At 57.4% G+C, this 19,273-nt stretch carries 34 protein-coding genes; 16 read left to right on the top strand and 18 right to left on the bottom strand.

Going from position 1 to position 19,273, the window contains the following annotated elements; genetic code table 11:
- Position 1 precedes the first annotated feature (1 nt).
- Positions 2-601, bottom strand: coding sequence for a hypothetical protein (locus KI243_RS13280; protein WP_212810964.1), 600 nt, complete (start codon positions 599-601; stop codon positions 2-4).
- 90 nt (positions 602-691) lie between these two features.
- Between KI243_RS13280 and KI243_RS13275 the strand changes: the two genes are divergently transcribed.
- Entirely contained in the window at positions 692-1,138 is a 447-nt protein-coding gene (locus KI243_RS13275; RefSeq protein ID WP_212810963.1) for a hypothetical protein, read from the top strand.
- Positions 1,139-1,173: 35 nt separating this feature from the next.
- Here the strand turns inward: KI243_RS13275 and KI243_RS13270 are convergent, their stop codons facing one another.
- The 17 genes from KI243_RS13270 to KI243_RS13190 form a co-directional block, all read right to left on the bottom strand.
- On the bottom strand, positions 1,174-1,428 hold the full coding sequence (locus KI243_RS13270; protein WP_212810962.1) for a hypothetical protein: 255 nt from the start codon (positions 1,426-1,428) through the stop codon (positions 1,174-1,176).
- 53 nt (positions 1,429-1,481) lie between these two features.
- A complete protein-coding gene (locus KI243_RS13265) occupies positions 1,482-1,799 on the bottom strand; it encodes a hypothetical protein (RefSeq protein WP_212810961.1) in 318 nt (105 codons plus the stop codon).
- On the bottom strand, positions 1,799-2,170 hold the full coding sequence (locus KI243_RS13260; protein ID WP_025856073.1) for a chemotaxis protein: 372 nt from the start codon (positions 2,168-2,170) through the stop codon (positions 1,799-1,801). Before KI243_RS13260 ends, KI243_RS13265 begins: the two co-directional genes overlap by 1 nt.
- Before the next feature lie 318 nt (positions 2,171-2,488).
- The gene (locus KI243_RS13255) at positions 2,489-2,728 is read right to left on the bottom strand and encodes a hypothetical protein (RefSeq protein WP_212810960.1); all 240 of its coding nucleotides are present in this window, start codon (positions 2,726-2,728) and stop codon (positions 2,489-2,491) included.
- Between the two features lie 111 nt (positions 2,729-2,839).
- Positions 2,840-3,286 carry a hypothetical protein gene (locus KI243_RS13250; protein ID WP_212810959.1) on the bottom strand — a complete coding sequence of 149 codons (447 nt, stop codon included), beginning with the start codon at positions 3,284-3,286 and terminating at the stop codon, positions 2,840-2,842.
- Between the two features lie 74 nt (positions 3,287-3,360).
- Positions 3,361-3,732, bottom strand: coding sequence for a hypothetical protein (locus KI243_RS13245; protein ID WP_212810958.1), 372 nt, complete (start codon positions 3,730-3,732; stop codon positions 3,361-3,363).
- A gap of 157 nt (positions 3,733-3,889) precedes the next feature.
- Positions 3,890-4,435 (bottom strand): hypothetical protein, encoded by a 546-nt coding sequence (locus tag KI243_RS13240; RefSeq protein WP_212810957.1) that lies wholly within the window; start codon positions 4,433-4,435, stop codon positions 3,890-3,892.
- Positions 4,432-5,013: a recombination protein NinG gene (locus tag KI243_RS13235; RefSeq protein WP_212810956.1), complete on the bottom strand. Its 582-nt coding sequence runs from the start codon at positions 5,011-5,013 to the stop codon at positions 4,432-4,434. Before KI243_RS13235 ends, KI243_RS13240 begins: the two co-directional genes overlap by 4 nt.
- Positions 5,013-5,345, bottom strand: coding sequence for a hypothetical protein (locus KI243_RS13230; protein WP_212810955.1), 333 nt, complete (start codon positions 5,343-5,345; stop codon positions 5,013-5,015). The genes KI243_RS13235 and KI243_RS13230 overlap by 1 nt, the downstream gene beginning before the upstream one ends.
- Entirely contained in the window at positions 5,342-5,611 is a 270-nt protein-coding gene (locus tag KI243_RS13225; RefSeq protein WP_212810954.1) for a hypothetical protein, read from the bottom strand. Before KI243_RS13225 ends, KI243_RS13230 begins: the two co-directional genes overlap by 4 nt.
- Positions 5,608-6,195: a DUF1367 family protein gene (locus KI243_RS13220; RefSeq protein ID WP_212810953.1), complete on the bottom strand. Its 588-nt coding sequence runs from the start codon at positions 6,193-6,195 to the stop codon at positions 5,608-5,610. Before KI243_RS13220 ends, KI243_RS13225 begins: the two co-directional genes overlap by 4 nt.
- Positions 6,196-6,337: 142 nt before the next feature.
- A complete protein-coding gene (locus KI243_RS13215; RefSeq protein WP_212810952.1) occupies positions 6,338-6,784 on the bottom strand; it encodes a hypothetical protein in 447 nt (148 codons plus the stop codon).
- Positions 6,781-7,116, bottom strand: coding sequence for a hypothetical protein (locus tag KI243_RS13210; RefSeq protein ID WP_212810951.1), 336 nt, complete (start codon positions 7,114-7,116; stop codon positions 6,781-6,783). The genes KI243_RS13215 and KI243_RS13210 overlap by 4 nt, the downstream gene beginning before the upstream one ends.
- A complete protein-coding gene (locus KI243_RS13205) occupies positions 7,113-7,910 on the bottom strand; it encodes a hypothetical protein (protein WP_212810950.1) in 798 nt (265 codons plus the stop codon). Before KI243_RS13205 ends, KI243_RS13210 begins: the two co-directional genes overlap by 4 nt.
- Positions 7,897-8,823, bottom strand: a complete 927-nt coding sequence (locus tag KI243_RS13200) for a helix-turn-helix domain-containing protein (RefSeq protein WP_212810949.1) — start codon at positions 8,821-8,823, stop codon at positions 7,897-7,899. Before KI243_RS13200 ends, KI243_RS13205 begins: the two co-directional genes overlap by 14 nt.
- A 229-nt stretch (positions 8,824-9,052) precedes the next feature.
- Positions 9,053-9,667 (bottom strand): hypothetical protein, encoded by a 615-nt coding sequence (locus KI243_RS13195; RefSeq protein ID WP_212810948.1) that lies wholly within the window; start codon positions 9,665-9,667, stop codon positions 9,053-9,055.
- A 50-nt stretch (positions 9,668-9,717) separates the two neighbouring features.
- A complete protein-coding gene (locus tag KI243_RS13190) occupies positions 9,718-9,915 on the bottom strand; it encodes a Cro/CI family transcriptional regulator (RefSeq protein WP_212810947.1) in 198 nt (65 codons plus the stop codon).
- 117 nt (positions 9,916-10,032) lie between these two features.
- Between KI243_RS13190 and KI243_RS13185 the strand changes: the two genes are divergently transcribed.
- The 15 genes from KI243_RS13185 to KI243_RS13115 all read left to right on the top strand — a co-directional run bounded on the left by KI243_RS13185 (position 10,033) and on the right by KI243_RS13115 (position 19,272).
- Positions 10,033-10,875, top strand: a complete 843-nt coding sequence (locus tag KI243_RS13185; RefSeq protein ID WP_212810946.1) for a LexA family transcriptional regulator — start codon at positions 10,033-10,035, stop codon at positions 10,873-10,875.
- A gap of 3 nt (positions 10,876-10,878) precedes the next feature.
- On the top strand, positions 10,879-11,313 hold the full coding sequence (locus tag KI243_RS32860) for a hypothetical protein (protein ID WP_244861856.1): 435 nt from the start codon (positions 10,879-10,881) through the stop codon (positions 11,311-11,313).
- A gap of 23 nt (positions 11,314-11,336) precedes the next feature.
- Positions 11,337-11,555, top strand: a complete 219-nt coding sequence (locus KI243_RS13175) for a hypothetical protein (RefSeq protein ID WP_212811196.1) — start codon at positions 11,337-11,339, stop codon at positions 11,553-11,555.
- Positions 11,556-11,676: 121 nt separating this feature from the next.
- Positions 11,677-12,711, top strand: coding sequence for a hypothetical protein (locus KI243_RS13170; protein ID WP_212810945.1), 1,035 nt, complete (start codon positions 11,677-11,679; stop codon positions 12,709-12,711).
- Between the two features lie 469 nt (positions 12,712-13,180).
- Positions 13,181-13,396, top strand: coding sequence for a hypothetical protein (locus KI243_RS13165; protein WP_212810944.1), 216 nt, complete (start codon positions 13,181-13,183; stop codon positions 13,394-13,396).
- Positions 13,397-13,463: 67 nt separating this feature from the next.
- The gene (locus KI243_RS13160) at positions 13,464-13,898 is read left to right on the top strand and encodes a hypothetical protein (protein ID WP_212810943.1); all 435 of its coding nucleotides are present in this window, start codon (positions 13,464-13,466) and stop codon (positions 13,896-13,898) included.
- A 559-nt stretch (positions 13,899-14,457) separates the two neighbouring features.
- Positions 14,458-14,649 (top strand): hypothetical protein, encoded by a 192-nt coding sequence (locus KI243_RS13155; protein ID WP_212810942.1) that lies wholly within the window; start codon positions 14,458-14,460, stop codon positions 14,647-14,649.
- A 72-nt stretch (positions 14,650-14,721) separates the two neighbouring features.
- Positions 14,722-15,498, top strand: coding sequence for a hypothetical protein (locus tag KI243_RS13150; protein ID WP_212810941.1), 777 nt, complete (start codon positions 14,722-14,724; stop codon positions 15,496-15,498).
- Positions 15,499-16,062: 564 nt separating this feature from the next.
- On the top strand, positions 16,063-16,464 hold the full coding sequence (locus KI243_RS13145) for a hypothetical protein (RefSeq protein WP_212810940.1): 402 nt from the start codon (positions 16,063-16,065) through the stop codon (positions 16,462-16,464).
- Positions 16,465-16,495: 31 nt separating this feature from the next.
- Positions 16,496-16,885, top strand: a complete 390-nt coding sequence (locus KI243_RS13140) for a hypothetical protein (RefSeq protein WP_212810939.1) — start codon at positions 16,496-16,498, stop codon at positions 16,883-16,885.
- Positions 16,886-16,899: 14 nt separating this feature from the next.
- A complete protein-coding gene (locus KI243_RS13135) occupies positions 16,900-17,337 on the top strand; it encodes a hypothetical protein (RefSeq protein WP_212810938.1) in 438 nt (145 codons plus the stop codon).
- Positions 17,334-17,519: a hypothetical protein gene (locus KI243_RS13130; RefSeq protein ID WP_212810937.1), complete on the top strand. Its 186-nt coding sequence runs from the start codon at positions 17,334-17,336 to the stop codon at positions 17,517-17,519. The genes KI243_RS13135 and KI243_RS13130 overlap by 4 nt, the downstream gene beginning before the upstream one ends.
- Entirely contained in the window at positions 17,516-17,719 is a 204-nt protein-coding gene (locus tag KI243_RS13125) for a hypothetical protein (RefSeq protein ID WP_212810936.1), read from the top strand. Before KI243_RS13130 ends, KI243_RS13125 begins: the two co-directional genes overlap by 4 nt.
- A complete protein-coding gene (locus tag KI243_RS13120; protein WP_212810935.1) occupies positions 17,716-17,958 on the top strand; it encodes a hypothetical protein in 243 nt (80 codons plus the stop codon). Before KI243_RS13125 ends, KI243_RS13120 begins: the two co-directional genes overlap by 4 nt.
- 156 nt (positions 17,959-18,114) lie before the next feature.
- Positions 18,115-19,272, top strand: a complete 1,158-nt coding sequence (locus tag KI243_RS13115; protein WP_212810934.1) for a hypothetical protein — start codon at positions 18,115-18,117, stop codon at positions 19,270-19,272.
- The last annotated feature ends 1 nt before the right edge of the window (position 19,273 follow it).

Here is a 19,273-nt window from a genome sequence, read left to right as displayed (position 1 = left end):
GTCAGGCGTCCTGTGTTAATTCATCCATCATCTTCGAGATCTCGTCGGCGTCGTCCGTCTTCTCCTTCTCGTCCAGGCTGAATGCCTGACGCTCCAGAACTTGCAGATTCTTCATTGCAGAGGAAAGCTGGAACAGGGTTTTTGAATTGCTGGGTAGCGCGACAGCAGCGAGCATCGAGGCCCGGCGCATTCCGTTATTGTCCTCGTCTGTCTCGTCGATGATCGCGTCTTCGATCTCTTCGCGGCGCTGGATGGTTGTCATCAGATCATCCATCAACAAGTTCGCAAGGATCGTCGCCTTGCGAATATCGCGGCGGTGGCTGCGAACCACCCGGGCGCCTTCTTCTGCGGCCTCTTCGATGATCTCGGCGTCAAGTTCGCAGTTCGCGCCTTGGTCATTGCGAACCTCGCCGCGAACCAGCTTGCTGCGAACCTCTTTGCGCACCTGGTCGGAAAGGTCTCTCGCCCATCCCTGGACCTTGGCTTTCTTCCGGATTGCCGTGTCGCTCACGCCTTGGCGCTCTGCGATAGTCCTGATGGAAAGCGACCCGGCCCGGTAGGCGCGTTCGATTGCCTCCCAGTCGGGTTGCTTGGTTGTCATAAATTGTCTCAGGTACGCCTAAAGGCGGGATTGAAATAGTGGCGCGTTGCCGGTATTGGTGAGCTTCAACTCATCAGCAAGGACAGCAGCATGCCTCAAGAAAAAAACCTTCTCGCGTACGCCAAGAACTTGTTCGAGAGTCCGGAGCTTCAAAAAAATAACGGCTATTTAAACCACCGATTGACCGAAGTTCAGATGCTAGCCGTGGTTAGAAAACACGTACAAACTCACTACACCGTTCAGCTGCCAGAGCCACAAAGTCTCCACTTAAGTCCGGACGGCGCTTTCAATAACCATAACCCCGGAGACCTGATTGCACTCATTTTTGAATCAATTGTGAAAGTAAACTGGAACCAAAATCTATGGGTGGAGCCTGGGGATGGCGGTATTGACGGCGAGATCAAGACAACATTGCGTAATTATTTTTTAGGCCCGCGATCAATCGGCGGAGCGCCTGAAGAAGGGGTTCATGAAGACAGGTACAACAACGCCTTGGAAAGACTCATTCACATCATCGACAACAGAAAACCTTTTTAAAGATTTCACCCGTGCCGCACTCACCTGCGGCACACCTACCCTTCCCCGCCATCCAGCAGCACATCAATCAGCTTCTGCTCGCCCAGGCGCATCGCACCCAAGCACTGAAGGTCGTCGCACTTCGGGCCAAGGACAAAGACAGTTACCTCGCCTTTTGGCCCGATGATGGTCAGCGCGCCCACGGTGCACTCCGAGTGCTCACCGGCGTCGAGGTCATCGGCAATCTTGCGCAGGGTCTTGGCGGCGTCGCGCCAGTCTTCACGCTTGAACTGCAGCACCTTCACGCTCATGCCCTACTCCTATTGCGCGCCACGATTTGGCGCATTTGAAAACGCGGCGCGAATTACTGGGCTGTCCGGTTTAGAGCTTCATCCACCTTGTCGACTGCCTGGGCCGCAGAGGTTGCAGCCTTCGTGGCTTTGTCGGCGGCGGTACCGGTCTGGCGGGTCAGCTCTTCCAGGCGCTTATCACGCTCAGTCATCGCGGTGTCGTATGCCTCGCGGATGCCCTTGACCTGATTGCTCTGGTTCTCGGCGAGAGACCAGTAGGCAGCCTGGTAGCCGAGAACGGCGCCGCCACCAACCAGCACAATGGCGATAGCCCAGACCTCGGCCCGACGCCACCAGCGGCGGGCGATAAATTCCAATGCGCATCTGTCCATCAGGCGATTCCTCCCAGCTTGGTGCGCAGGCGAGTGATCTCGTCGCTCTGCTGCGTCACGCGGTCAGTGAGTTGAGCGACCTGGCTGGTAAGGGCCTCGATCTTGCCTTCCATACGCCCAACGGCGGCTGCCAGGTCATTCCGCTCTTTAGCGAACTGATCGGCGCGGGCCTCAGCTTCTTTGCGGGCGGCGCGCTCCTGGTTCAGCAGCTCGTTCAGGCGCTTCAGCGTACCGATATCGGCGCTATCCATTGCGCGGTCGGTCGCATCCTTGGAAAGGAAGCGGCGCAGCCAAAGCAGGCCGCCCAGTACAACGGTGGCGCTACCGCCCAGCCAGGTAGCTGTGCCTGGGCCGAGGTCAGTAGGATCCATCGTCACTCCATGAAGAAAATGGCCTTGGCCAGTAATAGGTCGGCCCCGGCGGCACTCCCAGCTCAGAGCGAAGGGTGTGGCGGAACCGAAAACGAAAAGGCCCCGATCATGTCGAGGCCCTGAATAGGTGTGCGCGTCTTTCCGCGCTGTCCGCCAAAGACCATCCCCCCAATGCATCAATCTCGCCGCTCAAGTCTCGCGCCACCCTGGAAGCACAGTGAGGTCAGGGTGCACGGGCTGCCGGTGTTATTTCCGTACGTCGCACTACCGGCTATCGACGTCCAGGCCTTCCCGAGGGCTGCCCTGGCTACAGGTAAATCAGAATGCTGGCGAGATATCGAAGTAGTAGTCCTTCCCTTCTTCGAAATGCTCGGCGCGGTCAGCAGCTACGTTTACGACGTACTCGCCGTAGGGTGTGTACTTGCCGTAGATCGCGTCTTCTTCTGCCGGATTGGCCGACCACACCGCACCGAAGTGCAGGCGCGTCAGTGATTCCGTTGAGCCCTGAACAGGACCTTTAGAGCGGAGAGTCATTTTGCAGCGGGTGATATGCGGCATCGGTATATCCTCTGTATCGAATGGGCAGGAGGGTCTTTCCGGTCTTTCGCCTGCATTTGGGCAATAAAAAACCCGGCGCATTGGCCGGGTTTGAGTCTAAGTAGTGGGCCCTTAGCTTGTAGATATCACTTCAGTCACTACAGCTGCAGGAGCCTCCAGAGCAAGCCGCTGCTGCCGCTTTTCCTCAAGCAACTCAACGATTGAGACCCGATGTTTTTCGGTATGCGCGAGGAATGCGGATCTTGGAAGCAAAAGACGTACAGGTGCAGGCAGAAGCTCAAATGCTTTTTCCGCAACAAGCAAAAACGCTTCGTCATCCTTGATGCGATCATGCGTAACAGTAAGCAGGCCATCAACCACGACGCGCTCTATCTGTGGCCAATTTTTTTCCAAATACTCAGTCGCTGCGTTTGCCCCCTCTCCAACAGAATTAAGGACTGCATCCTTCGCTGAGATCGCCGTCTCGCTAACGGCCTCTGACAATGCCTTTGCCTTGTCAGCCAAAAATCCGAACATATTCATCCGCTCCATGAATGCACGATAAAGATTTATCGACACCGATCGAGCGTTCTTTAGAACAAATTTCTAGCATAGAAAACCCAGCGCTTGGCTGGGTCTAGGATTTGTGAAAATCAAGAATCTAGCTGGTGCAAGATTCTCCGAATTTCTCCAGCGTCAATCGTGGCCTGCATGGACTGGAAGAGCAGCACCACGTTGTGGCCTCGGAGCGCAGAATAAAGCTCATGTCCAAATTCGGTTTTACGCTTCACGCCCAGAATGGCGGGGCCATGCCCAGATGCTGGCGCCTTCTCAATCAGGCCAGCGAATTCCATTTGGGCTGCGAGCGTTTCGGCCCAATTGTGAAAGTCGTTTACTGGCGGGAGCTCACGCTCTCCAAGACTTTCGAGATGTCTTCGATACGCAGACCCAGCGAGAGAGGGAGTAAATGATTGCCCCTCGTTGGCCGAGGCCAGAATACGCTTAGCGAGCTCCCACATTTCCATACATATCACTCCTTTGAAGTTAGGAGGACTCTGCCACGACTACGGAAAATAAAAAACCCGGTTTGATGGCCGGGCTTTACTGTGCAACCTCAACGCGCAAGATCGACAGGATGGATAAATACTCTCTCACTTTCTCACTAGTTGCAATGGCTATCTGCTACGCCGCGCAACTTTCGATTAAACCCTCGGCGTCGAGCAGTTCTTGGGCAGCGGTCAGAGCCTCATTCACTTGGTCATCCAGCGTCTTGCGGATCGTAGACCGCCACCGGTAACGGGTCGACTCCGGCTTGCCGTCGTTATCCCAGTTAGTGATGTCATACCAGGCGGCCGGCAGCACCGCGGCGGAGCGCTTGCCCTCCGCTCCTGCCACTTGTGGAATGGCCCAGGTCAGCACGGCACATTCCCGGAAGCGTTTCGGCGCCGGCGTCTTTACCGAATTCAGCAGCTCCAGGATCGCGCCGTGCTTGCGCTCCTGGTGCGTGGAGTACTTCGCCACCAGTGCCCGCCAGTGCGCCGGAGTGAGCGCCTTGCGCAGCCGGCCGAACACCCAGCAGTCCTGCAGAAACATCGCCTCTTTGCCGACGATCTCCCCCTTCTGCTTGACACACTGCACCTTTGGCTCGAAGTCGCAGCCGCCGGCGGAACTGATAGTCTCGGCCGCAAGCGCCCGAACTACTGCTGATACAACGTTGCGATAGGTCATGCGGCTTCCCCTTTTTTCAGCTCTCTGGTCATTGCCCGGTATTTGGCGGTCAGCGCCTTCAAGTCGTCCACGGTGTACTTCTTGGCTTCATGAGGGCCTTCCAGCCACTCGACAGCCTCGGCGCCGATGCGCTTAACCAACTCAATGCGGTAATTCACGATGTTCCCGGAAAGCCGGGTGTTGCACGGCGAGCACTGGCGGTGGCAGTTCATCGGTTCGAAGCGCAAGGCCGGATTGCTCCCCACGGTCCGGTAATGGCCGGCGTCATACTTGCCCTGGTGGTGCCGGCCGCAGCTGACACACGGCAGTGCTGCGTCACGGGCGCGAACCCAGGCGTTGAAGGCCTGTTGCGTGTCTTTGAGGTGGTCCGCCCTGCTCTTCAGCTTCTCCTTGCGGACCTTGATGTCCTTGCGCTCGATGTCGGCCAGCGCCTTGCGCGCCTTCGGCTCATGCCTGGGCGCGTCGATGATTGCGCACGCAGGACTGCACACCGCCTGACCAATGCGCGAAGGCACGAATGAGGCCCCGCACGCAGCAACGCGACATTTCTTAGGCTTTGGTTGCTTGGAGGCGAGCATTAAAAATCCTCCATCTGCTTAAGGTATTCCTCGCGCTTCTGTTCTTCTTTTTGGGCCTGCACGTACCGAACAAGGCTATCCAGGCGACGCATAGTGCGAACCGAAGGGCGAAACTCAGCGATCCCCATAAACTGAGTTCCGTATGAGTAAAATGCATTGCTAATCCAGACGTGTGCGTCACCGAGTTTTGCTGTGTGATCACCAACCTCCACTGACTCCCAATGCTTGTCGATCAGCCGATTCAGCGCTGCGTCCCACTCGGGCGAATACTTCTTGAGGTAATGCGTTCCGAAAAGCGTGGATGTCGCCCATCTCCAGAAAAAACTCTTCATACAGCCTCCTTGGCTTTCTGCTGCTCATGGGTGAAGTCGCCGCGCAGGGGCATCAGGTTCTTTTCGTGCTTGACTGCGTGCATACAGGCGAACTTGCAAAGCCATCCGCCAACCCCGGCAGTCGGCCTGAACTCGTAAAGCTTGCCCGTGGTGGGCGACACGATCAGGTCGCCAGGCATTACAAATCGAACAAGTTCCGCGGTCTCACCCAGGCAACCGCCTGAAATCACCAGTGCCAGGTCGCCCGGCTTGAAGTTATGGCTCATGCGAAACTCCCAATCATGTCTGCGGCAGCCAGAGCGGCTTCCTCGCTCTCGAAGTGCGCAGACAGCACAAGCCGCCAGCACGCGTTGAAGACGTCGCGATACAGCGGCTCGAAGGCGGTGTCGTCCATCGATGACCAACTGATCGACTTGGCTTCCTTGCGCACGCCGTCTGGAGTACGCACTAGGTGGAAGTGCCCAGCCTCGATCGTCACCCAATCGCGGAATGCCTCGCGGGACTTGTCTACGGCAGGAAACCGCTCGGCGCGTTCAGCTTCAAGCTGGGCGATATAGGCCTCCACGGCATTCGATAGTTGGCCCGCTTTACCGCTGGCGGCCTCGAAGAACTTTGCCAGCCCACGAATGCCGCGCATCTCCTGACGCGGAACCAGGCCGCCGACCGGCTCCCAGTACTCCCATGCCAGATCCAACATGGAGAAGAACTTGCCGTGGAACTTGGCATTGCGCATACGAGTGAACTTTCCGTGGACAACTTGGCCAAGCTTCCATTTCTGGGTCACTTCCCGATCCGCCTCGGTGGCGGGCACAAGTCCCTGGGCAGTGCGGATAAGGGCGAGCTCAGCCATCACTTGCCCTCCCGCAACAGCTTGAACACTTCTGCGGCCGCATCGCGACGATCAGGCTCAACCACTCCACGGCCACCGCAAAGATCGCACCAACGGCGTTCAAGGTCATAACCGCGGCATTTTGGGCAAGGGCGAACTGGAGTCATGACTGCTCTCCGTTGCCCATGGCGGCGCGGCCTGCGATGTACTGTGGAAGAGTTCGGCAGCCTTCGTCGGTGTCGTAGAGGTCCAGCAGGCCAACCAGCGTCTTGCGCAGCGCCTCGTTCTCGGCCTTGAGCTGATCGTAATCCGCGCGCATTTTTATGAACTCACGAGGAAGAGCGTTGCTCATCAGCAGATCATGATCAGCTTCCAGCCGCTCGTTCTCGGCGATCAGGGCCAGGACAACGACAGGGCTGGCGGCAAGCACCAGATCCGCGTAATCCTTGTTCTGCGTCATGAGCTCTGGGAATGACCGGTTCTGATGCACGTCGAAGACGATGCCGTTGTCGTTGCGGATGTATAGCGCGCCGTGGCTGCGCATGAAGCGAAGCGGCTGGTGCTGATGGCACGCCTCGGCAATCGCTTTCAAATCGCGGAAATCATTCATTCGGCGAACTCCTTGATCAGTTGGCGCGCGCCCATGACGGCGCCCTTGTCGCCGGATGTTCGGCTAACGTCCTTGAGCCATTCCAGCATTCGGGTGTTCTTGGCTTTCAGGTCGATGACCATTCCAAGTAACTCATCCCCGTCGGCGTCCATGTCGGACTTAAGCGCTTCGCCAATCGCGCCAAGGTCGCAAGCGGCCGCCAGAAGCATGCGTTTGTGGCTCTCAAGGTCCTTGATCAAGGCCAGGACTGCGGATGGAGTTGCTACCGTGTAGGCATGTCCAAGCGAATGATGATGCTCAGCCAGCCGCTTCAATTCGGTGTAGTCGGTCATTGCGCCGCCCTCTTCGCTTCAAGTTCCTGAGCCTGCTTGATCAGCAGCGCTCGGCGATCAGCCAATTCATTGGCCGCCTCAATCCGCATTTCTGTTTTTCGTTCGGCGCTGGCCTTGCGCATTTCCAGCATCGAGTTCTTCACCAGTTCGAGTTTCTGGCGAAGCGCCGGCTGTGGCATGGTGGCCGTGCCGGTGAGCAACCCCGCGATGGCGCGGCCGTCTTCGGTGATCGGCTCGACACTCAGGTCAGCCAAGTACTTCTGGGCGTGATCGCGGGGAATGCGCTTCAGCTCCATGGCCTTGGTGACGGCCTGAACGCGACGGTTAGCGTCGAAGCCCACGGAGACGTGCCAGCAGACCGGTTTGGCATCCTCGCGAGCCTGGCCGACGAACCGCTCATATGCGCTGATGAAGGCCATACGGGCGCCTACTTTGTCGCCAGCGTCGAGGACGGGCTTGGCAGCGGCCAGGGCCAGTTGGATCTCGTCGGTCAGCACCACGGTTTCAAATTCGTCGTTGGTGGTCATGGCGATGGCCCAGGCCTCGTCCTTGCCCGGCCGGCCATCGGAGGACTGGACGCGCTGCAGGATGTCAGCCATAGCCAGCTTGCCCTTCACCTCGAAGCGGCAGGCCTTCAGGGCGGCTTTGACGACTGGCACCGAGTAGGCACACAGGTCTTCGGCCATCATCGCGGCGGTACCCGGGTTCATTTCTTGCCCCATGGCCTCGGCGGTAGCGCAGATGGCGGCGGCCAGCCCGGCAACCTGCTGGTCATTCATTTCAAAGGTATTCATTGCGGTCACCTGCTTGGCGTTTGGCCAGAACCATCTGGGCGGCCTGCTCGGCCGCGGAATGGTTCGCCTCAGTCCGCTCCATCTGGCGAGCAGTTGTGCCGTTGATGCGCTGCCCGGTCACCCACTGGGTGTGATAGCTCTCGGCGTTGGCCAGCAGTTCGTTGAGGCTGTGGCACTTGCGCAGCACAGCAGCATCGCTGGTTTTCAGGAAGTGAGCGGCGACGTGGTGGGCGACATCGGCGCCGAGGCGGTCAACCAGTTGGCCGAGTTGGCCGCCGACCTTGGCATTCCACACCGGCCAGGCGCTGTAGCGTTTGCGGTAAGCCATGGCGTAGTTCGCCCAGACCTTGAAGGTTTTGCAGGTCTGATCCTTGGGGCCCGGCATATCGGCGGGAATCTCGACCCGGGGAGTATCGGTGCGGTCAACCACCAGCACCAAGCCGCGGGACTTGACCGGCGCAACCTCGGCGGGAGCCGGGGGTGCAATTGGTTCATTGACCGGTTCCATGACTGGTTCAAGAGAGTGACTGGTTCTGGGTGCAGCTCCTGCACTACCCCCTGGTGCAGGAGATTCACTAGGGGGTGAACCTGCTGCACTACCCTGGTGAATCTGCTGCACTACCCCTGGTGCAGGAGGTGCACCACCATCGAGAGTCAGGAAGTAAACATTCGACGAGTTTCCCTTTGGGCCGCCCTTCCTGATTTCCTTCCGGAGCAGTCCCGATTCGCACAAGGCGGTGATGTGGTTCATCACAGAGCGCTTGCTGATCTCGCACTGGTCAGCGATGTGCTGATAGGACGGCCAGCACTCGCCCATATCGCTGGCGTTGTCTGCCAGCTTTATCAGGACCAGCTTGCGCAGTGGATTGCCGACGCGGATCTTCATCGCAGCGACCATAAGACCCATGCTCATACCGCACCACCTATGGCATTCACCTGGTTAATCGTGACGGTGTATTGCATGTCCGGTCTTCCTGGCGCGAGATAGGAAAACAAACGTGCGCGACACGTTTTGCGAACCCTGAAAACGTGGCGCGATACTGTTCGGGGTATTGATGGAAAGGGGTTGGTTCTGCATAATCGGGTCTCTCTAGTTTTGCGAATCAGCCGACCTTCTCCGTCGGCTTTTTTGTGCCAGGAATTCAGGCGATAGATTTCAGTGCAGGCTTGCCGTTAAGCAGAGCCTCAGCCTTACGGCGCAACTCACCCGCCTTCGCCTCAACCTGACGACACTGCTTAGCGAACGCCGGTAAGTGCGGCAGATCCAGTTCGCACATAACCTGGTCGTCGAACACTTCGCTGCCGGTGTCGATCACATCGCCCAGGGCGCGGATCAGCGCGCCGAAGCTCTTGTTTGCGCATTGGTCGCTAGTCATCTGGCGGGCACCGGTCAGGCCGTGGCGGCTCGCAAGCTCATTCACGCAGTGGTCGCGGAATTCGGGTTCAAGGGCATTCACCCACGACTCTTCCAGCCAGGACGGCATTTCCTGATCGCCGTTAAGCCAGCGTTGAACACGCTTGAGCCAGCGGCCGGTTGCCTTCACGAATTCATTCACGTCGCCGGTCAGCTCCGCAGAATTGAAGTCCGGGACATCTTTCTTCTTGGCGCGATCAGGAATAGACAGGTGCAGTTCGCGGCTCAAAGCCTGAGCGAAGTCGTCCTGGCTCAGGCTGGTGCGTGCGATCTGGTTTGCAGCGTGGGCGACCAGCACCTGATCACGGGTTTGTACGGTGTGTCTGGAACTGGACGTTTGCATGGGGACTGCTCTCTTCTAATCTGGCTTCAATGGAACGGCGGACAGGGATGTCAGGCGGCGGTTTTCTTTGCTGGTATTGGCCGGACTTCATTGGCTTCCAGCGATCCGTCATCCATCAAGGTGATGGTGATGGTGCGTTTTGACCTGAACATCTGGGACACGGCGCTCTGTTGAATACCCAGAGCCTTGGCGAGATCGCTCTGAGTGCCATGCAATGACAGGTACTCCCCAAGGGTTACGGTCTCCATTGGCGGTTCTCTCATAATGAATACACCACAATATTAGCACTGCTGCTTTACAAAAAACAAGAACAGGATTAGCAGTGCTGTTTGCCTATAAATCAGCATTGCTACTAAATCGCATCCATGAAAAAACCAACTAGAACGCCACTTGGTGCCGAGCAATTGGCAGATGCCAGACGGCTCAGCGACATCTATAAGGTCAGGGCTAGAGAGTCCAAGGCGCGGGGCGACCTGCCAGCCTTGACGCAAACGGAGGTTGGGGAGCAATGCGGGTGGAGCTCACCCCAAAGCACAGTCAGCCAATATATGAATGGGAAGGTCGCACTCAACCTGGACGCACTGATCAAGCTTGCGCGAGTACTGGATTTCGAGCCGAGCGAAGTAAGTCCTTCTCTTGCTGGCGGACTGAAGGTTCTAGCGGCGACTGATTACGGGACTCTCACCATTTCCCCTGCTTCATCTCTTGGTGAAAAAGTTGACGCATATGGCACGAAGAGCGCGGTAGCTGAAGAGGCGCCGTCGGCTGTCGGGCTTGGCGACCGGTACAGCTTCATAAACCAGCACACAGCCAAAGCTGCTGCAGGCGATGGCGAGGAAAACCCCCATATCGAGATCCGCGGCGTCCTGGCCTTTAAGTCTGACTGGCTGCGCGCCCACCGCCTCAACCCGAAGAATCTCGACGTGATCTATGCCGAAGGAGGCTCCATGGAGCCGACCATCAACAGTGGCGATGTGCTTCTCGTTGATCAATCGAAGATCGATCCGAGAGACGGCCAAGTCTTCGCCATGCACAGTGAATCCAAGGGGACGATCGTGAAGCGTCTGGTGAAGTCAGACTTCGACGGCTGGATCATCCGTAGCGATAACCCGGACAAGGCTCGTTATGGTGACCAAGTGCTGCGTGACGACGAGATCAACGAGGTTCGCATCATTGGCCGTGTAGTTTGGCGTGGCGGGATGCTGTAAATCATGCAATACAGCGCTAGAGATCAAGATTGGCCTGGCGGCGACATTGTCACGCATTTCAGATTCTGCACCACGATGCAACTGCGCACGCCCTTGGAAGTGCTTAAGCGCCACAATGATACCTATTGGGATCGCTCGGCCCCTCCCCCGGTATTTATTACGGAGCCATGGCAAGGTATTTGGGTTCCTTGCACGCGTCTTTCGGGGCTTTTTGAGAATGGCGCAACTATGGCCTCCGAAATTGGACAGATCCCAATCAGTGGTGGCGATTTTTTGAGATTTCTACTGATCATTCGCGAAGCCTTAGAAGGTCTTGGTTGCGACAAACGTGACGCAGTTCTCTCCGCTGCCAAAAGCGAATCATGGGCACCGATAGTGCAAAAATTGGGTGGTCCCGAGATGGTGGCGAATAGGCTTTGTAGCTCAGGAGTGCTCTGATGCCCTCAGCACTGGGCAAACCGATGGCCTCATGGCGAAACCAGAGCTTCTGGAGCAAGGTATGGACCTACGCCCTGGTTGCACTCATCGGAGTGTTCACGATCTACACTGGTACGACCTGGCCGGACGGCAACTCATCCGGTCGCAAACGGGTCTTCAGTCCTGGATTCGTGGTGGTTTGCGTTTTCGTGGCTGTGGTGGAGATGATACTGCTGAACCACTTCTATGGCGTGCGAGAATGAGGTGAAGGAGGAACGATTGTGAAGCTAAATCACATGAATTCCGAGCCAATAGCGAAATGGTCCGTAGAGACCAATGCCAACAATGCGGCAATACCGCCGCAAATACACATAGGGAAATGCTGTGGCGCAGAATATAACGATTAGGAATGAATCTGATGCTTTTGAGGCTATTCAAACATACCTCCAAGAAGGGGGGTTCAAGGGAAACGTAAAACTTTCTGGGTGGCCCAAGCTTGAGGTGAGGTTGGTTGGGGAAAAATTCGACGCCACCATTACACCTCCGGTCATGAAATCCTTTCTAGAACTTCAAAATCTCGTCTATAAATCGTATGCGATCGCGCAGTACGATACAGACGACACCCGCAAGCTTTCGAGCGCCGAGCGCGAAGAGCTTGAGATTCTCATCAAGGTAGAAGAGGGGTCATCGATTTTTGAAATCGATTTCCAGGGTGTTTTGGAGAAATTCGCTCAAAAGGCCGCCGAAACCATGTCACCAGAACTAATAGCAATCACCGTCATTGGACTAGGAGTTCTGTGGGTCGGCAAAGCCTCCTATGGCGCGTACCTCGATTACCGCAAAGAGGTGCGGCTTGGTGAGGCTAAAACGGAAGAGCAACGAAATATTCTCGAAACGATGAAGGAATCGTCAAGAGAGGAAACGAAGCGAATGGAGCTGATGACGAAGTTGATGGTGCGCGAGCCAAAGCTTGAAGAGGTCTCGCGACAGGCCTATGACTCCAAGACAGAAATGCTAAAGGGGTTTGCAAAGGCCGACACGGCAACGATGTCAGGGATCACAACTACTGGTGAAGAGGCTCAGGAGCTTGTAGTAAATGCCCGACGTAGAGCCGTCGAGCAGCGCCTGGATGGATTTTACCGAGTATTAAGGGTGGACTCCTCTGACCCGGAAGCTTTCAAGGTAAAGATTCGCAGGCATAGAGCGGGCACGGAGTTTGAGGCGCTTGTCGAAGACATCACTCTCAATGCGGAACAGAAAGAAATCTTGCAGTACGCCGAGTGGGAAAGAACAATAGTTTACCTAAGCATAAACGCCAAAATTCTAGACGAAAGCATTAAGAGTGCCGTGGTAATTGGCGTTGAGCGTCGCAACCCGCCAGAGGTTATCAGGCCTCGACGAAAGCCTGACGATCGCTGAAGTCGAACTACAGCCAGCACAACCACTCGAACACAGCCCGGCCCAGCACCGGGCTTCTTGTTTCTGCCCTACCCTGCTCCGCCCATGCACTCAGCGGTCCCAGCAAGAGACGTCCCCGCCTGCTGGACAAGCTTTCTCCATTCCTCGCTAGTGATGAGGTCGGCGCGCTCCATGTCATCGGCCCTTTTCAACAGCATGAAATACTTCTCCTCCGCACGCATGTCGCTAACGGCCAGAGTGAATAGTTTGCGCCAGGCGGTCATGGCCAACATTCGCTGCTGTTCTCTCATTGGAGCCCCCACGCATGGTGTATGGGGGTAGAGGTTAAGTCGGCTGGAGCGTTCAGTTCGATGGCGTACGGAGCGACCAGTGGTGGCAGGACGCTATGACTTGTTATGCGCCTTCGCAGGCTTCTGGCGCCGAGGCCTCCCTGCTAGGCTTCTGTCATGAACTCCCTGGAGCCATGACCATGCCTACGCCCTACTCCCTCTCCGATACGCTTGAACGCATCTACGAGAACCAGCTCGCCCTGGAAGCGGCCATCATGGAGCTGACGCTGTGGGTTGAGGGTCGGGGCGGCGTCGACATCGACGACAATGTCCGCGGAGCCCTGGAGGTGATTGGCGAAAACGCCGGGCATATCAAGCAAGGTCTGGCCAGGCTGAAGTCGCTGGAGCCGGACTGAAGCCCCGCCAATGGTGGCTGTACGCCACGAATGGTAAAGTGCGGGCATCAACTTAGGAGGGATTCTTGTGCGCCTGACAGTACTTTTAGGAATGGCTATCGCGGCATTATCTTGGCCCGCTCTGGCTGAGCCGACTTTTATTGAGCGCCTTGAAGCTGGTGCCGCATCATGCAGCCTGGTGGGCAGCACAACCGGCTTGGATGCGTTTCTCGCTCGCAGAGACTTTGGTGAAAGGAGCAAGAAGTACAAGGCATTGGTGGAAAAATCTTTCCGGGAGTCGAAAGATTGTGTCGATACTGGCAAGCCGAAAATGAAGCCATACGTAAAAGATGAAATCACAAAAAATCCAGAACTGAAGCCAGCAATCACACAAGCTTACGCCGCATGGCTTGGATACATGGATTGGTTGAGTACGCCTCGGGAATTTGGCGAGGAAAGCCGCGAAAGAGCCGCCTACGAATCCGCAATTAACCAGCTGAGAGCCGAGATCGACACGATGTGATCTCTGCACCTTCTAGGAAGCCCGCTAAACGCGGGCTTTTTTGTTCCACCCCTCCCCCCGCCTTGACCTCCTACGCCCCCATTCCTAATAAACCTGCATGTTTCGGTAACCCGATCTCGTCGTTGAGCGGCTTTTTTGCGGCTTCGAGAAAAAATATCAGCAGTGCTGTTTACATCCAATAACAGCAGTGCTAATTTTAATTCATCGCAACGGCAAACACCGAAGCGACAGGCCCTCAAAAGCCCTGCTCTTTAGCGACACCCCTTGCCGGATCACCACCGGCCCAGATTCAAAGGCAGCGATGAACCGGCCTAAACGGTTCAGAGGGTTGGCAACTGACCCGGGCGTGCAGCGTAAAGCGCCAAATCTAGTTTTCCGGCGGACAGGGTCGCGGTCGGAGAAAAAACGGAGTGCGAACTGGACAAGGGCCAGGTTGTATCGGATGCGCACCAACGAATGGATTTGCCCGTGATCAGCCAGTAGCGGGTCACGGCGGAAAGCATCACTGAGCAGCCTTCTTGCGAGGGCTGCTTGGGATGACAACCAAGAGGAATTCACCATGGCTATTCGTAACGACAAAGGTCAGTTCGTCAGCACCCAGCAAGCGCTCGCCGCGGACCTTCAAGGCTTCATTGCTGACTGGACGCACTGGGCCAAGCAAGCGCTCCGCGGCGGCGACAAGGCGGAAGCCGCTCGCTGCATGGCAGAGGTCCGCGACTGCCGCCAGAAACTGAGCGTGCTGCAAGCATGACGGGCCTTTTCACTGATGCACCTGGTTACCCGGGTGCATTGGGAAAATAACCCATCAAGCATGGAGCCTCAAATGAGCGAACAAACCCTTCAAGCGCTGCTTGCCGAGCGCGTCACTGCATACGCCCAGTCAGACCGCCCGCGCGAGCTGATCGACGAGGGTATCGAGAAGCTGTTCAAGGAAGTTGTTAGCGACACCTTCCGTTCCTACGGCGATTTCGGCGGAGCCATCAAGGAGGCTGTCAAGGCCGCGCTGCCGGCCAACGTCTCTGATGTTTTTGAGCTTCAGCGCTACAACGGCTTGGTCGCGAATGCCCTGCGCGAGCGCTGGGAGGCAGCCGCCGTGCACTCGACGATCATCGAGCAGGCCGACAAGTCCATTGCCGAGGTGCTGGACGGTAAGGGCCTGATTACTGGCGAAGTGTCGCTCCACAATCTGCTCGCTGCCTTTATCGACGACCACAAAGATAAAGCCGCCGAAGAGAGCTGGGAGCGCCCCGAGATCCGCATCGAAGAAGGTGATAGCTACGGAACTTGCATCAAGTTCATGCACATCTACTTTGATGAAGAGCCGGAAGATCGAGCAAGTCACCACCGTCGCCGCGAGAACTATTCCTTGAAGCACAGCATGCACGTGAAGATCACGGGTCAGCGTGATGCAGAAAACCACTGGCGGAAGTGTGACGAACTTGGCGAGGTTTATTCGGCCAAGCTCGACGACAAGAAAGTGGCCATAAACATGTCGATCCGTTCTGACTGGGAGCGCATGTTGGCGTCCCTGTACTTCGGTAACGCCGTTCTGGTAATCGACTGCGACCCCGACGATCTGAGCTACGGACTCTACGACTGAACAACCAGCGCCAACGACAGCATGTCGTTAACTGCCCGAGGCCCTGGTACTCCACAGCACCAGGCCGCATCGGGAAGTGATTCAGCAAAGCAAGGCACTCCACTCGTAATGGGGCCAGCCACTGAGAACGCCGTACAGAACGCGGCGCAGGCAATGCCAGAGGTAGCTCCTCGCGAATCACTTCACCGATGCGGACGAAATCGCGGCCTATAACCGCCCACCTGCATCACTCAACCCAACCGGAGATCACCATGCTCCTACTGTTCCTGATCGGCGCAGCGCTAAGCCATGCGCGACCAGAACCGCCAACTGATGGCGGCCTGCCAACCGATCCCGTGCGCATGCACAGAGAGCGCTGGCGTTCTCGATCGGGGCTCTCAGCGTTCTGGCGCTGACGGTCCCGCCCAAAAAATACAAACCACTGCATCCGAAAGCCCGGACGTCCAACCGGGCTTTCTTTATTGCGCCTCTATTACGTCAGCACTCCACCCCCGCGCCCATCGGCAACCAGCGGGAGGCATGAGTGTTGAACGAATACAGGTGAACCAACGAATGGAGAGAGTCATGGAAATCAAGTCAAACGAAGAAGTGCGCGAAGAGTTGCTGACTCAAGCGATGAATCAGCTCAAGGCCCAGGCCAAGGAAGTGATCGACGGGATCATGGGCGATCTCTACTGCGACTACCTCCCCCACGTAGTCACCGACACCGATTCGAACATCGGCAATCGGGTTTCCGGCGTAATCAAAAACTTGATCGCCGGGAAGTTCGAGAAGGTCGGCGGCTCAATGGTCAAGGTCAGCGACAGCTACCAGGCCGAGCACTTCATCAGCTTCAGCAGTTGGGATGCCATGGTGAAGCCGCTGTGCGATCTGATGGGCCCTGAAATCGTAGGCGCCCGAGTCAAGCAGCTTGAGCACGAAGTTGCATCGCTCAATCAGCAACTCGAAAGCGCCTGGCGCCGCTGATTCCGCCTAACCCCAAACACTGGAGGTCGCCATGAGCGCAACAGTTGAAGTGAGTTGCGCATGGTGCGCTGAGACGTTTACCGCGCGCACGGCAGACCGTGCACGCGGCTGGGCGAAGTGCTGCAACAAGTCGTGCGCTGCCAAGTTCAGAGAGTTCGGCGTTACCCGCAGCTACGCACCGGCACCGAGGCGAATACCGAACATCGCCCGGTATTCACAGAGGCTTGGGGCTCTCCCATCAATGCCCCTGATAAATCCTTCCGGCAAAAAGAAAAAGAAGCCGCCTAAGTGGATTCGTGGCGTGCTGGCTGGAGCCATGTTCCAGAAAAACAACCGCGATCAATATGAAGACGCCATGGATGGCCTTTCCGATATGGACTACGGGGCCAGCGATGGCGGCGGTTACGAATCAATCAGGTGAGCCTGGAGGCGACCATGAACGCAGCATTGAAGATTTGCCAGTCGATCTACGACGCTCAGTTGCCTCCTGAGGTCAGCGAGGCGAGTGCGGAGCAGGAGTGGCTGGAGCACTCGGCCGAGCAGTTGGTGTGCGGCATGGACATCAAGTGGAAGCGCCGCTTCGGCCAACCACAGGTGGTGACATTCGACCGTTTCTGCACGGTGCTGCAAGGCCATCTGAACCAACGCCAGATCGACGGACTGGATGAACGTGACTCATTTGCTCGCTTGCTGCTGTCAGCGATCCTTGGCAGCCAGAGTGATGCTCGGACGCACGCTGCCGACTTGCTGGGCCAGCAACATCCCATTGAAGCGGTCGAGAAGATCGCTGTCGCCTTGCTCAGGCCCTACGCCGCTGACGCGGTAGCAGCAGAGCGTGAAGAAGCGGAAGACGACGTGGATAGCGATCTATGAGCGCCCACATCCTCATCGACGAGGCGCTGGAAAGCCTCTCGCATGCCGCAAGCACACAGGATGAAGCCGTAATCGTCCAACGGATGATCACTCAATTCCTCGTTGATCAATCCATCACCCTCAAGGAATTCGACCACTACTGCGCTCGACTGAACAAGATTGTGCGCAAGGAGGCTGCATGACTACTGCACCGGTTAAATCACTGATCGACGAGCAGATCGAAGAGCTGCCTGCCGACCGCATGATCCTGGCCTTCACCCACACCAAGTGGCTGGGCGCCCTATCGCTGGCACATGACGCTGGCATTCCCAATGTTCACGCGTGGAGCGGCCGGGCCTGCCTGTGCGGAGAGTGGACAGTCGCTTATGAGGTGAAGGCATGAGTAATCGCGTGCACTTAAAGCCTCGCATCAAGCTTGTGGATGGCGCCTGGGAGGCGATACCGCCAACCGCCGTTCACGTACCGAATCTCGTTGAGCTCGCCGAGCAGTTTTGCGCAGAAAAGAACATGGACCTTGAGGTCCGCTGCGGATGCGGCAGCGAGTACGGCATGCCGAACGCTGACGATGGGAGGTTCTACTGCAATCGCGGCCATGGTGGTGCGTACCACTGCGCGCCATGACTGCCCGTCAGCGCACCCGCCGCCTACTCATCTGGCGCGGCTCCTTCCCTGTCATCGCCCTCTTCACCGTCCTGATGCTGATTAGTGCTCTGGCTGATCGGATCACTCAATAACCAACACCTTCAACCGCTGCGAACATCGCGGCAAGGAATCCCCATGTCCGCACAACAGCAAGTCATCACCATCGACGACATCAGCGCCGAAAACGCGCCTGTCATTTACGTCACTGGCGGCCTGGGCCAGTTCTACGACGCGGTGCAAGCCGAAGTGACGGCCGAAGTGCCCGACCTGACTACCCGCAAAGGCCGTGAGCGCATTGCCTCTCTGGCCGCCAAAGTCAGCAAGTCCAAATCTGCCGTCGAGAAGCCGGGCCGCGACTACCTGAAGCGCCTTAAGGAAATGCCGAAGGTGGTGGAAGCGGAATTGCGCGAGTTCGTCACCAAGATGGATGCCTTACGCGACGCCACTCGCCAGCCGCTGACGGAGTGGGAGCAGAAAGAAGTCGCCCGGCAAGACAAGCACGTCGACGGCATCCAGGGCATCAAGGACCTGGCCGTTTTCGAGGCAACCCCAGCCGCAGCCCATGTCGCCAAGATCATTGCAGACCTTGAGTTGGTCGAAATCAACGATTCGTGGGAAGAGTTTCTGGCCGAAGCCGCCCAGGTGAAGGATCAGACGTTGGCCAAGCTGCGCACCTTGCACGCCGAGCGCACCCAGTACGAGGCCGAACAGGCAGAGCTTGCCCGCTTGCGCGCCGCCGCCGAAGCACAGGCCCAGCGCGACCGCGATGCAGAAATTGCCCGAGTCGCCGCCGAGCAGGCCCGGCTCCAAGCCGAACAGCGTGCCCAGGCAGAGCGCGAAGCTGCTGCGCGACGTGAACAGGAGCTGCTGGATCAGGCCGCCGCCACTCAGCGCGCCGCCGCACAGGCTGCACTGGATGCCGAGGCCGCCGCCGAACGCCAGCGCCTTCAGCTTCAACTCCAGGCCGAGCAAGCAGAGCGACAAGCGGCGCAGGCGGAAGCTAACCGTATCGCCGCCGAGCAGCGCGTAGAGCAAGAACGTCTCGCTGCCATTCTCCGACAGGAAGAGGCTGTAGAGCAGGCGCGACTAGCGGAGATTGCCCGACAGGCTTCCGAGGCTGAAGAGGCGCAGCGCCAGCAGAAGGCGCGCGAAGCGGATCAGGCCCACAAGGTGAAGATCATGGGCGCAGCCAAAGAGGCGCTGATGTCGATGAACATCACCGAGGAACTGGCCAAGGCCATTGTCCTGAAGATCGCACGCCGCGAAGTTCCACACATCACAATCCAATTCTGAG

It is taken from the genome of Pseudomonas sp. Ost2, from assembly GCF_018326065.1.
In the GTDB taxonomy this organism is placed as follows: domain Bacteria; phylum Pseudomonadota; class Gammaproteobacteria; order Pseudomonadales; family Pseudomonadaceae; genus Aquipseudomonas; species Aquipseudomonas gingeri.
The sequence above is the reverse complement of the archived record's forward strand: the minus strand, read 5'-3'. Positions and strand labels throughout refer to the sequence as shown.

Bases quoted from the DNA above. Each gene is read 5' to 3' on its own strand.
- KI243_RS13255 (WP_212810960.1), bottom strand. From the start codon at position 2,728: ATGCCGCATATCACCCGCTGCAAAATGACTCTCCGCTCTAAAGGTCCT.
- KI243_RS13130 (WP_212810937.1), top strand. From the start codon at position 17,334: ATGAGCGCCCACATCCTCATCGACGAGGCGCTGGAAAGCCTCTCGCAT.
- KI243_RS13205 (WP_212810950.1), bottom strand. From the start codon at position 7,910: ATGAATACCTTTGAAATGAATGACCAGCAGGTTGCCGGGCTGGCCGCC.
- KI243_RS13240 (WP_212810957.1), bottom strand. From the start codon at position 4,435: ATGACCTATCGCAACGTTGTATCAGCAGTAGTTCGGGCGCTTGCGGCC.
- KI243_RS13275 (WP_212810963.1), top strand. From the start codon at position 692: ATGCCTCAAGAAAAAAACCTTCTCGCGTACGCCAAGAACTTGTTCGAG.
- KI243_RS13260 (WP_025856073.1), bottom strand. From the start codon at position 2,170: ATGGATCCTACTGACCTCGGCCCAGGCACAGCTACCTGGCTGGGCGGT.
- KI243_RS13200 (WP_212810949.1), bottom strand. From the start codon at position 8,823: ATGAGCATGGGTCTTATGGTCGCTGCGATGAAGATCCGCGTCGGCAAT.
- KI243_RS13190 (WP_212810947.1), bottom strand. From the start codon at position 9,915: ATGGAGACCGTAACCCTTGGGGAGTACCTGTCATTGCATGGCACTCAG.
- KI243_RS13120 (WP_212810935.1), top strand. From the start codon at position 17,716: ATGAGTAATCGCGTGCACTTAAAGCCTCGCATCAAGCTTGTGGATGGC.
- KI243_RS13235 (WP_212810956.1), bottom strand. From the start codon at position 5,013: ATGCTCGCCTCCAAGCAACCAAAGCCTAAGAAATGTCGCGTTGCTGCG.
- KI243_RS13175 (WP_212811196.1), top strand. From the start codon at position 11,337: ATGGCCTCATGGCGAAACCAGAGCTTCTGGAGCAAGGTATGGACCTAC.
- KI243_RS13145 (WP_212810940.1), top strand. From the start codon at position 16,063: ATGGAAATCAAGTCAAACGAAGAAGTGCGCGAAGAGTTGCTGACTCAA.
- KI243_RS13265 (WP_212810961.1), bottom strand. From the start codon at position 1,799: ATGGACAGATGCGCATTGGAATTTATCGCCCGCCGCTGGTGGCGTCGG.
- KI243_RS13220 (WP_212810953.1), bottom strand. From the start codon at position 6,195: ATGGCTGAGCTCGCCCTTATCCGCACTGCCCAGGGACTTGTGCCCGCC.
- KI243_RS13185 (WP_212810946.1), top strand. From the start codon at position 10,033: ATGAAAAAACCAACTAGAACGCCACTTGGTGCCGAGCAATTGGCAGAT.
- KI243_RS13230 (WP_212810955.1), bottom strand. From the start codon at position 5,345: ATGAAGAGTTTTTTCTGGAGATGGGCGACATCCACGCTTTTCGGAACG.
- KI243_RS13165 (WP_212810944.1), top strand. From the start codon at position 13,181: ATGCCTACGCCCTACTCCCTCTCCGATACGCTTGAACGCATCTACGAG.
- KI243_RS13215 (WP_212810952.1), bottom strand. From the start codon at position 6,784: ATGAATGATTTCCGCGATTTGAAAGCGATTGCCGAGGCGTGCCATCAG.
- KI243_RS13225 (WP_212810954.1), bottom strand. From the start codon at position 5,611: ATGAGCCATAACTTCAAGCCGGGCGACCTGGCACTGGTGATTTCAGGC.
- KI243_RS13195 (WP_212810948.1), bottom strand. From the start codon at position 9,667: ATGCAAACGTCCAGTTCCAGACACACCGTACAAACCCGTGATCAGGTG.
- KI243_RS13135 (WP_212810938.1), top strand. From the start codon at position 16,900: ATGAACGCAGCATTGAAGATTTGCCAGTCGATCTACGACGCTCAGTTG.
- KI243_RS13270 (WP_212810962.1), bottom strand. From the start codon at position 1,428: ATGAGCGTGAAGGTGCTGCAGTTCAAGCGTGAAGACTGGCGCGACGCC.
- KI243_RS13125 (WP_212810936.1), top strand. From the start codon at position 17,516: ATGACTACTGCACCGGTTAAATCACTGATCGACGAGCAGATCGAAGAG.
- KI243_RS13155 (WP_212810942.1), top strand. From the start codon at position 14,458: ATGGCTATTCGTAACGACAAAGGTCAGTTCGTCAGCACCCAGCAAGCG.
- KI243_RS32860 (WP_244861856.1), top strand. From the start codon at position 10,879: ATGCAATACAGCGCTAGAGATCAAGATTGGCCTGGCGGCGACATTGTC.
- KI243_RS13280 (WP_212810964.1), bottom strand. From the start codon at position 601: ATGACAACCAAGCAACCCGACTGGGAGGCAATCGAACGCGCCTACCGG.
- KI243_RS13140 (WP_212810939.1), top strand. From the start codon at position 16,496: ATGAGCGCAACAGTTGAAGTGAGTTGCGCATGGTGCGCTGAGACGTTT.
- KI243_RS13210 (WP_212810951.1), bottom strand. From the start codon at position 7,116: ATGACCGACTACACCGAATTGAAGCGGCTGGCTGAGCATCATCATTCG.
- KI243_RS13245 (WP_212810958.1), bottom strand. From the start codon at position 3,732: ATGGAAATGTGGGAGCTCGCTAAGCGTATTCTGGCCTCGGCCAACGAG.
- KI243_RS13115 (WP_212810934.1), top strand. From the start codon at position 18,115: ATGTCCGCACAACAGCAAGTCATCACCATCGACGACATCAGCGCCGAA.
- KI243_RS13150 (WP_212810941.1), top strand. From the start codon at position 14,722: ATGAGCGAACAAACCCTTCAAGCGCTGCTTGCCGAGCGCGTCACTGCA.